The 13,115-nt window shown below is 63.9% G+C and carries 9 protein-coding genes; 7 read left to right on the top strand and 2 right to left on the bottom strand.

Going from position 1 to position 13,115, the window contains the following annotated elements; all coding sequences use genetic code 11:
• Window positions 1-37: 37 nt before the first annotated feature.
• Together AC1RMD_RS15340 and AC1RMD_RS15335 are read left to right on the top strand one after the other, a co-directional pair.
• The gene (locus AC1RMD_RS15340) at window positions 38-2,449 is read left to right on the top strand and encodes a TonB-dependent receptor (RefSeq protein ID WP_492927537.1); all 2,412 of its coding nucleotides are present in this window, start codon (window positions 38-40) and stop codon (window positions 2,447-2,449) included.
• 159 nt (window positions 2,450-2,608) lie between these two features.
• Window positions 2,609-5,122, top strand: coding sequence for a cation-translocating P-type ATPase (locus tag AC1RMD_RS15335; protein ID WP_492927536.1), 2,514 nt, complete (start codon window positions 2,609-2,611; stop codon window positions 5,120-5,122).
• 2 nt (window positions 5,123-5,124) lie between these two features.
• Here AC1RMD_RS15335 and AC1RMD_RS15330 read toward each other — a convergent pair whose 3' ends face one another.
• A complete protein-coding gene (locus AC1RMD_RS15330) occupies window positions 5,125-5,460 on the bottom strand; it encodes a hypothetical protein (protein WP_492927535.1) in 336 nt (111 codons plus the stop codon).
• Between the two features lie 198 nt (window positions 5,461-5,658).
• On the opposite strand from AC1RMD_RS15330, the gene AC1RMD_RS15325 reads away from it, so the two are divergent.
• The 4 genes from AC1RMD_RS15325 to AC1RMD_RS15310 all read left to right on the top strand — a co-directional run bounded on the left by AC1RMD_RS15325 (window position 5,659) and on the right by AC1RMD_RS15310 (window position 11,414).
• Complete coding sequence (locus AC1RMD_RS15325; protein ID WP_492927534.1) at window positions 5,659-7,779, top strand: hypothetical protein; 2,121 nt, start codon at window positions 5,659-5,661, stop codon at window positions 7,777-7,779.
• Window positions 7,780-7,957: 178 nt separating this feature from the next.
• Complete coding sequence (locus AC1RMD_RS15320) at window positions 7,958-8,794, top strand: undecaprenyl-diphosphate phosphatase (protein WP_492927533.1); 837 nt, start codon at window positions 7,958-7,960, stop codon at window positions 8,792-8,794.
• Window positions 8,795-8,834: 40 nt separating this feature from the next.
• Entirely contained in the window at window positions 8,835-10,658 is a 1,824-nt protein-coding gene (recQ, locus tag AC1RMD_RS15315; protein WP_492927532.1) for a DNA helicase RecQ, read from the top strand.
• A gap of 402 nt (window positions 10,659-11,060) precedes the next feature.
• The gene (locus AC1RMD_RS15310; RefSeq protein WP_492927531.1) at window positions 11,061-11,414 is read left to right on the top strand and encodes a type II toxin-antitoxin system HicB family antitoxin; all 354 of its coding nucleotides are present in this window, start codon (window positions 11,061-11,063) and stop codon (window positions 11,412-11,414) included.
• Here the strand turns inward: AC1RMD_RS15310 and AC1RMD_RS15305 are convergent.
• Window positions 11,411-12,064: an NADPH-dependent F420 reductase gene (locus AC1RMD_RS15305; protein WP_492927530.1), complete on the bottom strand. Its 654-nt coding sequence runs from the start codon at window positions 12,062-12,064 to the stop codon at window positions 11,411-11,413. The two genes, AC1RMD_RS15310 and AC1RMD_RS15305, sit on opposite strands and share 4 nt — an antisense overlap.
• Window positions 12,065-12,187: 123 nt before the next feature.
• Between AC1RMD_RS15305 and AC1RMD_RS15300 the strand changes: the two genes are divergently transcribed.
• A complete protein-coding gene (locus AC1RMD_RS15300) occupies window positions 12,188-13,111 on the top strand; it encodes a LysR family transcriptional regulator (protein WP_492927672.1) in 924 nt (307 codons plus the stop codon).
• Window positions 13,112-13,115 lie beyond the last annotated feature (4 nt).

Raw genomic sequence — 13,115 nt, 5'->3', positions numbered from 1 at the left:
AGCGATTCCACAAAGCACTTAATAAACTGGAGACCTCATGAACCCTGCCATCCCGGCGCTGCGGCCCATCACGGCCGCGGTCGCCCTGACCCTAACTCTCCCCCTGCTCGGCCTCGGCGCCGCCTCCGCCCAGCAGGCCGCCACCGTCGATAGCGGCAAGCTCGAAACGGTGGTCGTCACCGCCAACAAGCGCGCCCAGAGTCTGCAAGACGTGCCGGCTTCGATCACCGTGCTGGGCGACGCCGTGCTGCAACGCTCCAACGTACGCGACCTGGAGGACATCCCGTCGCTGTCGCCGGCGCTGACGCTGTCCTACGGCAGCCAGCCGGGCAACTTCAGCATCAATATGCGCGGCATCGGCACCTTCTCGCTGGGCATCGGCGTCGAGGCCGACGTCTCGGTCATCGTCGACGATATCCCGCAGGGCATGCAGGCCGGCGCCTTCAAGGACCTGGCCGACGTCTACCGCATCGAAGTGCTGAAGGGACCGCAGTCCACCTTGTTCGGCAAGAGCTCGATCGCCGGCGCCTTGAACATCACCACCAAGCCGATCGGCGGCCCGCTCAAGACCACCGTCAGCACCTACCTGACCGACGACCATGAATGGCGGGCCGGCTTCAGCATCGGCGGCGCCGTGTCGGACACGCTGCGCATGCGCCTGGCCGCCAGCAAGACCAGCTACCAGGGCACGCTCAACGACCTGAGCACCGGCGGCCACCTGAACGGCAGCAAGGGCGACAACCTCAGCGGAAAACTGGAGTGGAACCCGCTCGACCAGCTGACCGTGACCTTGACGCCGCACTACAACCGCACCGAGAAGTTCTGTTGCTCCAACGCCTACAGCTATATGTCGCCGGGCGGCATCTACCGCAACGCGCCGCAGCTGCCGGCCTCGCTGGTACTGGCCGGCATCAACATCGGCCCCGGCAACCGCGACGTGCGCAACGATTACCCGACCGGCGGCAAGTTCCACGACGTCGGCACCGGCGTCAAGCTGGACTGGGCGTTCGACCCCAACGGTCCGCTGGCCGGCCACACGCTGAGCTCGATCTCGTCCTACGGCCGCTACCACATGGACGACTATCAGGACAACGACAACACCGACATCGACATCCTGCCCTTTTTGTTGCTGCCCAACGGCCAGCCGACCGGCATGCACGGCGGCCTGTTCCAGTGGGGTTCGTTCGACGTCCACTCGACCACGCAGGAACTGCGCCTGACCTCGCCGGACAAGGGCGCGCTGCGCTACGTCGCCGGCCTGTGGTACGGCAAGAACTGGCTGAACCGCGAGCTGACCAAGGCGCCGCTGATCCAGGCCTACGGCACCTCCTACGGCGCCGACGCCTGGAACATCAGCAAGGCCATCTACGGCCAGGGCTCGTGGGACTTCGTGCCGAACACCAGCCTGATCCTGGGCGGCCGCTACAACGACGAAGACACCGGCTACAACTTCCGCCGCTACACGGTGCCGCCGCAAGTGCATACGTTGACCGAGTATTACCACAAGGAAGACAACGACAAGAGCTACACCGGCAAGCTGGGCCTGGAGCACCGCATCAACAAAGACAGCATGGTCTACGCCATGGCCTCGACCGGCCACAAGGGCGTGGCCTACGACCTGACGTCCGGCTTCACGGCGGCCACCGCCAAGCTGCCGGCCGTCAAGCCGGAGACCGCGAAGAGCTACGAGATCGGCCTCAAGCAAAGCCTGCTGGACAACCGCGCGATGTTCAGCCTGGCGCTGTTCCGCACCAACTTCTCGAACTTCCAACAATCGTCGAGCTTCTTCGACGCCGACGGTACTTATCGCACCGGCTTGAACAGCATCGGCGGCCTGCGCACGCAGGGCGTGGAAGCGGAAGGCAGCATCCGCGTAACGCGCGAGCTGCAACTGAACGGCAGCTTCGCCTACACCGAGGCCACCATCGAGTCGTTCGAGAACGGCCCGTGCTACAACGTGCTCAACGCCACCGGCACCGGCACCGTGACCGGGCCGGGCTGCGTGGTCAGCCCGAAGTACAACAACAGCAATGTGCAGGACCTGGCCGGCAAGACGCTGCCGAACGCACCCAAGATCAAAATTAATCTGGGTGGACAGTACGATCTGGTGCTGCCGTCGCAAAGTTTCAACGGCTTCGTCGCCGCCACCACGCGCTACCAGAGCCGCACGCAGTTCTCGCTGAACCAGGATCCGATGACGGTACAGGGCGCCTACAGCATCACCAACCTGAGCTTCGGCGTGAAGGACAAACAGGACCGCTACAAGTTCACCTTCCTGGTCAACAACCTGTTCGACAAGCGCTATGCGGCGGGGTTGAACAACGGCTACGCCAACAGCAACTGGAGCAGCAAGGCGCCCAACACGCCGCTGGTGGTCAGCACCACCGAATGGCTGCCGCCGCGCGACTACCAGCGCTACTTCGGCGCCCGCCTCGACCTGACGTTCTAAGAGCCCATCTCCTCGCGACGCTGCCATCGGGTCGCTCTTTCGCCCTTGGTCCAAAAGACCGAGGGCTTTTTTTGGTCCATCGTTTCGCAAAGTCACTTAAGATGACGGTATTGGTTCGACCTTGCTTTCCCACCCTGCTCTCGCGAACAAATGGACACCATGGCGATGCAACAGAACAGCGATGGCCTGACAGCTGCGCAAGTAGCGGAAAAACTGCGCGCCAACGGCCCGAATGAACTTCCCGTCTCGCGTCCGCAAAGCGCCTGGCGCCTGTTGCTGGACGTGGTCTCCGAACCGATGTTCCTGCTGCTGGTCGCCTGCGGCGCCATTTACCTGGTGCTGGGCGATCGCAACGAAGCGCTGATGCTGCTGGCCTTTGTTGGCATCGTCATCGGCATGACATATTTCCAGCAGCGGCGCACCGAGCGCTCGCTGAACGCCCTGCGCGACCTGTCCTCCCCGCGCGCCCTGGTGATACGGGACGGCAAGCAAGAACGCGTCGCCGGCCGCGAGCTGGTGGTCGGCGACCTGGTGCTGCTGGCGGAAGGCGATCGCGTTCCCGCCGATATCGACTTGCTCACCGCGTCAAACCTGACCGTCGACGAATCCATGCTGACGGGAGAATCGGTGCCGGTGACCAAGCACGGCGCCGACGCGGCCGATCCAGATGAACGCCGCGTGTACTCCGGCACGCTGATCACCCAAGGGACGGCAAGCGGCCGGGTGATAGCCACCGGGCCGAACAGCGCGCTGGGGCGCATCGGCGCCTCGCTTGCCGCAACGGCCGGCGAACTGACGCCGATCCAGCTGGAAACGCGAGGCGTCGTCAAGACCGTCGCCACCGGCGGTTTGTGCCTGGCCGCCGCCCTGGCGTTTGCCTACTGGTGGCTGCGCGGCGACTGGCTGCAGGGCTTGCTGGCCGGACTGACGCTGGCCATGGCCATCCTGCCCGAGGAATTGCCGGTCATTCTGACGCTGTTCCTCGGACTGGGCGCGTGGCGGCTGGGGCGCGAAAAAGTGCTGGCGCGCAGCATCCCCGCGATCGAATTGCTGGGAGCGACGACCATCCTCTGCGTCGACAAGACCGGCACGCTGACCGTCAACCGCATGGAGGTGGTCCAGCTGTGGTCGGAGCAGTCGGACTATGCTTGCCAGGCGCCGGGCGCCGCCGCCTTGCAGGAGGAGCTGCACGGCCTGCTGGAATATGCCGTGCTGGCCAGCCATCGGCAAGCGTTCGATCCGATGGAGTCCGCCATCGGCCAGGCCGGCGCCCGTCTGCTGGCCAACACCGAACACCTGCATTCGGACTGGACGCTGATCGACGACTATCCGCTGTCGCGGCAGATGTTGGCGATGTCGCGCGTCTGGCAATCGCCGGACCGTTCGGAATACCTGATCGCCGCCAAGGGTGCGCCGGAGGCCATCATCGATCTATGCCATCTGGAACCGGCACGCGCGGCCGCCATCGCGGCGCAAGTCGCGGCGATGGCCAACAACGGCTTGCGCGTGATCGGTGTCGCCAGCGCCATCTTCCCGGCGGCCAGCCTGCCGGACAACCAGCACGTCTTTGATTTTGTCTTCCTCGGCCTGGTCGCGCTGCAAGACCCGTTGCGGCCGGAAGTTCCGCAGGCGGTGGCGCAATGCCGCGCGGCGGGCATGCGGGTGGTGATGATTACCGGCGACCATCCCGCCACCGCGCTGGCGATCGCGCGCCAGGCCGGCATCGCCGGCGCCCAGGGCGGCTTGCTGTCGGGAGTCGAGCTGGCGGCCATGGACGATGCGACGCTGCGGCTGCGGCTGAAGGATACCGACGTCTTTTGCCGCATCGCGCCGGAACAGAAACTGCGGCTGGTGCAGGCGTTCCGCCACGGCGGCGAAGTGGTCGCCATGACCGGCGACGGCGTCAACGACGCGCCGGCGTTGAAGGCGGCCAGCATCGGCGTGGCGATGGGCGCGCGCGGCACCGACGTCGCGCGCGAGGCGGCGGCGCTGGTGCTGCTCAAGGACGACTTCTCGTCGCTGCTGCTGGCGGTCCAGCACGGCCGCCGCCTGTTCACCAATCTGCGCAAGGCCATCGTGTTTATCGTCGCGGTGCACGTGCCCATCGTCGGCCTGTCGATCCTGCCGGTGTTGCTGGGCTGGCCGCTGCTGCTGATGCCGGTGCATATCCTGTTCCTGCAACTGGTGATCGACCCCGCCTGCTCGATCGTGTTCGAGGCCGAGCCCATCGAAGCGGGCGCCATGTCCAGCAAGCCGCGCCGGCCGGACATGCAGCTGTTCGATCGCGAGATCCTGGTGCGCGGCCTGCTGCAAGGGGGCGGCCTGCTGGTCATGCTGATCGGCTTCCATCTGGCCGTCAAATGGTCGGGCCAGTCCGACGACATGGCGCGCACCACCACCTTCCTGTCCTTGGTCTTGTCCAACCTGGGGCTGATCCACACCAATCGCAGCTGGTCGCAGTCTTCATGGCGGCGGCCAGGGTCGGGCCGCTCGTTCGCCTGGATCAGCCTGGCGACCACGCTGTTGCTGGCCGCCGTGCTTTACCTGGACACCATCCGCGCGCTGTTCGCTTTTTCGCGGCCTGGCCTGGCCTTGCTGCTGGCGTGCGGCATGGCGACGGCGTTGAGCATCGCCTGGTTCGAATTCATCAAGCGGCTGTCGACGCACGAATAGCCTTATTCCGCCTTGACCGTCAGGCGCTTGATGGCGCGGTTCTTGCCGTAGGTGGCCGACACCAGCAAGCCCTTGCCGCAGCGGGCGCGGTACAGATAAGTGCGCTCTTCGCCGTCGACCGTGCGTTGCAGCAACTCCAGCGGCGGCGCGGCCTGGGCCGGACAGGCGCGCAGCAGCGGCGCTGCCTCCGCCGCCGGATCGACCGCCATGTTCGCCACGGCGGCGGCCACCTGCCGCGTCACCTCCGGCTCCGCATCCTCGATCGGCCTGGGCGCTTGCGCCATCGCGCAGCCGGACGCCAGCGCGACCGGCAACAGCAGGGAAAACAGCCTGTACATAAGCGACCTTTCATCGGTGATTTGGGGTCCATCTTAGCGCCGTGGACGGGACGCCGCTATGTCTCATTTTTAACAGAATCCGGAAAACTGTCTAAAAACGCCCGATTTTACAAATGGCAAAAAGTCGTGGCTATACTCGTTTGGCACCCACAAGGCTCGCATACCGAATAAACCAAAACCTATAGGAGTTCATGCAGCATGCGCCAATTTTCCCGTCCCCTCATCGCATCCCTGATCGTCCTGGCCTACGCGGGTTCCGCGCACGCCGGCAGTTATTCCGTTGACAACCTGACGCTGTACTCCACCACCACCGCCACCACGGCCGAAGACGCGCTGCGCCAGAACGCGGCCCAGTTCGGCCTGCCGGCATCGCTGAACAACCTGGGCCTGGTGAAGGTGCAGGAATCGCTCACCGGCAAGCACTACCACTATCAGCAAATGCTGCGCGGCCTGCCAGTGGACCGGGCCGAGATCGTCGTCTCCATCGGCAAGAACGGCCAGCTGCAAAAGATCTTCAACGAAACCCGCCACATCTCCGACAAGGTGGACGCCAGCGCCGTCAACCAGCTGTACAACCAGGCCCAGATCTCCGACGACCAGGCGCTGGACAAGGCCTGGACCAATATGAAGGTGCAGCACCCGCTGGTGGCCGCCCCGGCCTCCGAACTGGTGTGGGTGACCACCAAGGATGGCGTGCAACTGGCGCGCAAGGTGCGCATCGAGGCGCAGATGCCGACCGGCGGCTTCGTGCAATACCTCAACGCGCATAACGGCGCCGTCATCGCTTCCTATTCCACCTCGCTGCCGCGGCGCGGCAAGCGCACGCTGGACGCCCGCGCCGAGCTGGCCGGCCCGGTGCTGGAGCGCCACGCCGCCACCAAGGCGGTCAGCGACAGCCAGGATGCGCGTGGCCGCCAGGCCCTGCAAGGCGGCGCCGTGGCCGCCGTCGCGCCGTCCGGCATCAACGGTTCCGGCTACGCCTTCGATCCCGATCCGCGCACGGCGCTCAACACCGACGCGCTGACCGACACCTCGTCCGCCTCCGCCTTCGACGCCGCCTACTCGACCAAGACCCTGCGCGACCTGACCGTGACCAGCGGCGTCTACAAACTGAGCGGCCCGTTCGTCAACATCAAGAACATCGAATCCCCGGCCACCGCGCCCAGCACCACCAGCAACGGCGTGTGGACGGCCAAGCGCGGCAACAACGGCTTCGACGACACCAACGTCTACTTCCACGTGGACCAGAGCCAGCGCTACATCCAGTCGCTGGGCTTCACCGGCACCAAGTCCATCATCAACCGTCCGCTGAACATCGACACCGACGGCGTCAACGGCGACGACAACTCGCACTACAGCGGCGGCGGCGCCGGCTCCGACTACCTGGCCTTCGGCCACGGCTGCGTGAACGACAGCGAAGACGCGGACGTGATCCTGCACGAATACGGCCATGGCATCCAGGCCAACATCAACAGCAGCTGGACCGGCGGCGACACCGGCGCCATGGGCGAAGGCTTCGGCGACTACTGGGCCGCGTCCTACTCCTACAGCACCCCGAACGGCAAGATCTACCACCCCGAGTGGGCCTTCAGCTGGGACGGCCACGGCGCTTGCTGGGACGGCCGCATGCTCAACCGCACCGACGCCAAGTACAACGCCAGCAAGACCTACGCCGCGCACCAGTCGGTGAGCGAGGGCGGCGTCAGCTTCCAGTCGGACGAGTTGTGGTCGGCGCCGCTGTACCAATCGATGGTGGCGCTGATCGCCGCCGGCAAGCCGCGCGCCAATATCGACCAGATCATCCTGGAAGCGCACTTCGGCCTGGGCAGCAACATCAAGATGCCGGCCATGGCCACCGCCATCGTCAACGCGGCCAAGACGCTGTTCCCGTCGGACCTGAGCTACGCCAACACCTTCCAGGCCAAGTTCGAGGCGCAGAACATCCTGTCGTCGGTGGTCAGCGGCCCGACCATCAACGAAGTGGAGAGCAACAACACCACCGCCACCGCGCAAGCGGTCGGCACGGCCGGCACCACCGTCAACGGCACCATGAGCGCCTCGTCGGACGTCGACTACTACAAGATCGTGCTGCCGTCCGGTAAAACGCTGGCGCTGACGCTGGCCCCGAACGCCAGCTCGGACTACGACCTGGAGCTGTACAACAGCGCCGGCACCAAGGTGGCCTCCAGCGTCAACGGCACCGGCGCGACCGACAGCCTGAGCTACGGCAGCGCCGGCACGCTGTACGCCAAGGTGATCTACTACAGCGGCGGCACCGGCGCCACCAGCGGCAAATACACGCTCAAGGCCAGCTGGTAAGCAGTCGGCGCTCGAATTGTCTTCCTTTCAACGCCCCGTTCCGGGGCGTTTTTTCGTTTGGCCGCCGAAAACCCCATTACGCTTGAGTGAGATTCAGAATCGGAGGCGGCGAACATGGTAAGCTTCGACCCCGGCGCTGTGACAGGGCCTCCCTTCCCACCAACTAATAACTTACTTCATGGATATCGTTCTCGCACTGAAAGCCCTGATCATGGGCCTGGTTGAAGGTTTCACGGAATTCTTGCCGATCTCGTCGACCGGCCATTTGATTCTGGCGGAACACTTGCTGGGCTTCCATGGCATGGAAGAAAAGATGAAAGTGTTCGAGATCGTCATCCAGGCGGGCGCCATCTTCGCCGTCTGCTGGGAGTACCGCGCGCGCATCGCCGCCGTGCTGACCGGCCTGGACGACCCGAAACAGCGGCGCTTCGCGCTCAACGTGCTGATCGCCTTCCTGCCGGCCGCCTTGCTGGGCGTGCTGTTCAACAATGCCATCAAGGCCTCGCTGTTCGCGCCGGTGCCGGTGGCGCTGGCCTTCATCGTCGGCGGCTTCGTCATCCTGTGGGTGGAAAAACGCGAGAAGGCCAATCCGGCCATGTCCCGCATCAATTCGGTGGACGACATCACGCCGCTGGACGCCATCAAGATCGGCCTCGCCCAGGCGTTCGCGCTGATCCCCGGCACCAGCCGCTCCGGCGCCACCATCATGGGCAGCATGATCTTCGGCCTGTCGCGCAAGGTGGCGACCGAGTTTTCGTTCTTCCTGGCGATCCCCACGCTGCTGGGCGCCACCGTGTATTCGCTGTACAAGGAGCGCGCGCTGCTGTCGGCCACCGACCTGCCGCTGTTCTCGATCGGCACCGTGGCGGCCTTCGTGTCGGCCTTCCTGTGCGTGCGCTGGCTGCTGCGTTACATCAGCTCGCACACCTTCACCGCGTTCGCGTGGTATCGCATCGCCTTCGGCCTGATGGTATTGGTCACCGGTTACACCGGCGCCATCGTCTGGGCCGATTAAACCTTAGTCGCAGTTTTGTTGTCGGAATCGAGTAGTAGAAATGGATCATCAGGAAAATAACGAGCGCGCCCTTCATCTGCTGCAAACCGTGTTTGGCTATCCAGTCTTCCGCGGCCAGCAGGCGGAGATTGTCGGCCATGTCAGCGCCGGCGGCGACGCGCTGGTCCTGATGCCCACCGGCGGCGGCAAGTCGCTGTGCTACCAGATTCCCGCGCTGGTGCGCGACGGCGTCGGCGTGGTCATCTCGCCGCTGATCGCGCTGATGCAGGACCAGGTGGACGCGTTGGCCGAAGTGGGCGTGCGCGCCGCCTTCCTCAACTCCACCCAGACCTACGAGGAAGCCAACCGCATCGAGCGGCTGGTGCGCACCGGCGAGATCGACCTGGTCTACGTGGCGCCCGAGCGCCTGATGACGGAGCGCTGCCTGAACCTGTTCCAGGCGTCGAAGATCGCGCTGTTCGCCATCGACGAGGCGCACTGCGTGTCGCAATGGGGGCATGACTTCCGGCCCGAGTACATCAAGCTGTCGGTGCTGCACGAGCAGTTCCCCAACGTGCCGCGCATCGCGCTGACCGCCACCGCCGACCAGCAGACCCGCGCCGAGATCGTCCACCGCCTGCAACTGGGCGATGCGATGCAGTTCGTGTCCTCGTTCGACCGTCCCAACATCCGCTACCAGATCGTCGAGAAAGCCAACGGCCGCAAGCAGCTGCTGGACTTCATCACCACCGAGCATGGCGGCGACTGCGGCATCGTCTACTGCCTGTCGCGCAAGAAGGTCGAGGAGACCGCCGAATTCCTCAACGAGAACGGCGTGCGGGCCATGGCCTACCACGCCGGCATGGACCACGCCAAGCGTTCGGCCAACCAGGCCAAGTTCCTGCGCGAAGAGAACATCGTCATGTGCGCCACCATCGCCTTCGGCATGGGCATCGACAAACCCAACGTGCGCTTCGTCTGCCACCTGGACCTGCCCAAGAGTATCGAGGGCTACTACCAGGAGACCGGCCGCGCCGGCCGCGACGGCGAACCGTCCAGCGCCTGGATGGCCTACGGCCTGCAGGACGTGGTGCTGCAGCGGCGGATGATCGACGAATCGGAGGCCGACGAGACCTTCAAGCGCGTGCTGGGCACCAAGCTCGATGCGATGCTGGGCCTGTGCGAAACGCTGAGCTGCCGGCGCGTGCGCCTGCTCGACTATTTCGGCGAAGCCTCCGGCCCGTGCGGCAACTGCGACACTTGCCTGATCCCGCCGGTGTCGTTCGACGGCACGGTGCCGGTGCAGAAGCTGCTGTCGGCGGTGTACCGCGTCGACCAGCGCTTCGCCGCCGGCCACGTGATCGAAGTGCTGCGCGGCGTCGAGACGGACCGCATCAAGACCTGGCACCACGATTCGCTGTCGGTGTTCGGCATCGGCGCCGACCGCAGCGAGCAGGAATGGCGCGCGATACTGCGCCAGGTGATCGCGCTGGGACTGGTGACGGTCGACCATGAACAATACAGCTCGCTCAAGCTGACCGACGCCGCGCGGCCGGTGCTCAAGGGCGGGCAGAAGGTGCAGCTGCGCCAGTACCAGAAGCCGGTCAAGCAGAAGAGCGCCGGCCGCGCGTCCAAGGGTTATGTGGAGAGCGACCTGTCGCCGCGCGAACAGGCCATCTTCGACAAGCTGCGCTGGTGGCGGGTGGAGACGGCGCGCGCGCACGACGTGGCGGCCTACATCATCTTCAACGACGCCACCTTGCGCGAGATCGCCAAGGCGCGTCCGACCACGCTGTCCGACCTGCGCGGCATCTCCGGCGTCGGCGAGAAGAAGCTCGCCTCCTATGGCGACGAGATCGTCGCCATGATCAGCGAGATGGAATAGTTAGCGGCAAGTGATGGTGATATTCGAGCTGTGACCTCTTCACTTCCGGCCTACTCGGCCGAGCGGACCGAATTCGTTTGACAAATTTTAGCGCAACTGTTTTTTAGTTGCAGTACACTCCCTTCATTGGCATAATTTTATGTCCAGAAAAGAGAAGCTCTACAACAGGCTACATCAGGTGCCTCCTCCTACTGATTTCACGTGGGAGGAGCTAGTCACTTTGATGCGTCAGCATAATTTTAGTGAGAGTTGCGATGGCAGCTCCCACTATGTGTTCGAGCACATCACGGGATACCGGTTCACTATGTCGAAAACTCATCCTTCAGGCCTGCTAAAAATTTATCAGATAAAGCGCGCCCGCGAAGCCATAGCAGCCTGCAAGGGTCGCGTCTGAGGAAGATCATGACCAAACCGACTTTTTCACACAAAGGCTATCACGGCACCGGAGAGATCAGCACCGAGGATAATTGCCTGCATGGCAAAGTTTTATTTGTCGACGATCTCATTACCTATGAAGGCGAAAGTCCAGGCGAACTGAAACAAGCCTTCATCGACGCTGTTGATCGATATATTGATTATTGCGAACGTACCGGCAAGCCAGCAAATCGGCCATACAGCGGAAGCTTTAACGTACGCGTTGGGTCAGACGTTCACCGGGACGCCTGTATTGCCGCCTCGGCGTCTGAACAGTCTTTAAATGAATTCGTTCGAGACTGCATTGTCACCTGCCTGACTCAACGTCAATCTGTCGCTTAAGAGATACGCACGAAATTATGCGTCGACAGCGGGCCGAAAGGCAGCGAGGCCAGCGGACCACCAACATCCAGCGCGCCCAGGTCAACCGCGAAGAATCCGGCACCCTCCATGATGGCGCGCACTTCGGCCTTGGCGGCGGCGTCGTCACCCGAGTAGAACAACACGCGCTTGCCGCCCGCCGTCTCCGGCTCCTTCAATACATTGACGTCGTTGTGGTTGAAGGCCTTGACCACGCGCGCGCCGGGCACGAACTGCTGGATCACCTGGCTGGAGTGCCTGCCTCCCAGGTCGACCGCCTTGATGCCATAAGCCGCCAGCGGGTTGCTGGCGTCGTTCGCATCCGGCGACGTCGCGGGATCGAAGAACTCCACCGGGTTGGTGCCGTCGATCACGATGCGGCCATTCCATGCCGGCAGGCTGCCCAGCACCTTCTGCGCGTCGACCCAGCGGACCGCGACCAGCACGACATCGGCGCGTGCAGCCTCTTCCACCGTGCCAGCCTTGATGGACGGCCCCAGTTCTTTCACCAGGTCCGCGAGCGAGGCGGGCCCGCGGCTGTTGGAGATGGTGGCCTGGATGCCTTGTTTGGCCAGAATGCGAGCGAAGTTGGAGCCGAGGGCGCCCGAGCCAATGATGCCGATAGTAGTCATGATGTTTCCTTGGAAGGTTAGTTGTATAAACTGTTTGCTGAGTTGAATTCTAGGCCTTGGTTGCTTCTGGCGTTAGTTGCAACCGGCTATAATCAGTTTCAATCAACACTTGAAGGTGAAGCCGTGGAAACCCTGGCCAATCTGGAATCCTTCGTGCGCAGCGCCGAGAGCGGGAGCTTTTCCGCAGCGGCCCGCCGGCTGGGCTTGACGCCGGCGGCGGTGAGCCGCAACGTTGCGCTGCTGGAGCGCAATCTTGGCGTGCGGCTGTTCATGCGCAGCACGCGTGGCCTGACGCTGAGCGAAGCGGGAGAACGTTTCCGGCAATCGGTACAAGGCGGTCTCGACAACATTCAGGAAGCGATTGCCGATATCAAGGTCAATGCCGGACAACCGGCCGGCATGTTGAAGCTGAGCGCCGCACCGGGATTTGGCATGGATTATTTGCTGCCCCTCATGCCGGCGTTTCTCGAACGTTATCCGGGCGTGATACCCGACTGGGTATTCGATAGCCGTCCGCTGGACCTGATCGCGGGCGGCTTCGATGCGGCGATTGGCGCCGGCTTTGAGCTGCCGCCCGGTATGGTGGCGCGCGAACTGGCGCGCATCCATTTGATCGCGGTGGCGGCGCCTGCGCTATTGGAGGGCAAGCATCGTCCTAAAGACCCTTCCGGACTTGCCGAGTTCCCCAGCGTGGTGATACGTTCTCCGGTGACGGGACGTCAACGGACGCAGGTGATGCGCAATCACGCCGGCGTCGAGGTCGCGGCAAAGCAGCAGGCTATCATGCTGGTCAACGATCCGGATGCGCTCAGCCGCGCCGTGGTGCTGGGCCTTGGAGTCGGCTTGATACCGGTGCCGCACGCCGCGCCGCATCTGGAAAGTGGTGCGCTGGTGCGCTTGCTGCCAAACTGGTACGGCGATGTCGGGGCGATCTCCCTGTACTTCACCAGCCAGAAACTGCTGCCGGCGAAGACACGCGTGTTTATCGATTTTGTTGTCGAGGCGTTTCGCGCGCAGAATCTGCCGCAGATCCTCTCCGCCAAATAAACTA

It is taken from the genome of Duganella sp. GW822-FHT06D06 (genome assembly GCF_058799615.1).
The sequence above is the reverse complement of the archived record's forward strand: the minus strand, read 5'-3'. Positions and strand labels throughout refer to the sequence as shown.

Excerpts from the sequence above, each read along its gene's own strand:
- AC1RMD_RS15325 (WP_492927534.1), top strand. The coding sequence starts at position 5,659 with ATGCGCCAATTTTCCCGTCCCCTCATCGCATCCCTGATCGTCCTGGCC.
- AC1RMD_RS15340 (WP_492927537.1), top strand. The coding sequence starts at position 38 with ATGAACCCTGCCATCCCGGCGCTGCGGCCCATCACGGCCGCGGTCGCC.
- recQ (WP_492927532.1), top strand. The coding sequence starts at position 8,835 with ATGGATCATCAGGAAAATAACGAGCGCGCCCTTCATCTGCTGCAAACC.
- AC1RMD_RS15335 (WP_492927536.1), top strand. The coding sequence starts at position 2,609 with ATGGCGATGCAACAGAACAGCGATGGCCTGACAGCTGCGCAAGTAGCG.
- AC1RMD_RS15330 (WP_492927535.1), bottom strand. The coding sequence starts at position 5,460 with ATGTACAGGCTGTTTTCCCTGCTGTTGCCGGTCGCGCTGGCGTCCGGC.
- AC1RMD_RS15320 (WP_492927533.1), top strand. The coding sequence starts at position 7,958 with ATGGATATCGTTCTCGCACTGAAAGCCCTGATCATGGGCCTGGTTGAA.
- AC1RMD_RS15305 (WP_492927530.1), bottom strand. The coding sequence starts at position 12,064 with ATGACTACTATCGGCATCATTGGCTCGGGCGCCCTCGGCTCCAACTTC.
- AC1RMD_RS15310 (WP_492927531.1), top strand. The coding sequence starts at position 11,061 with ATGACCAAACCGACTTTTTCACACAAAGGCTATCACGGCACCGGAGAG.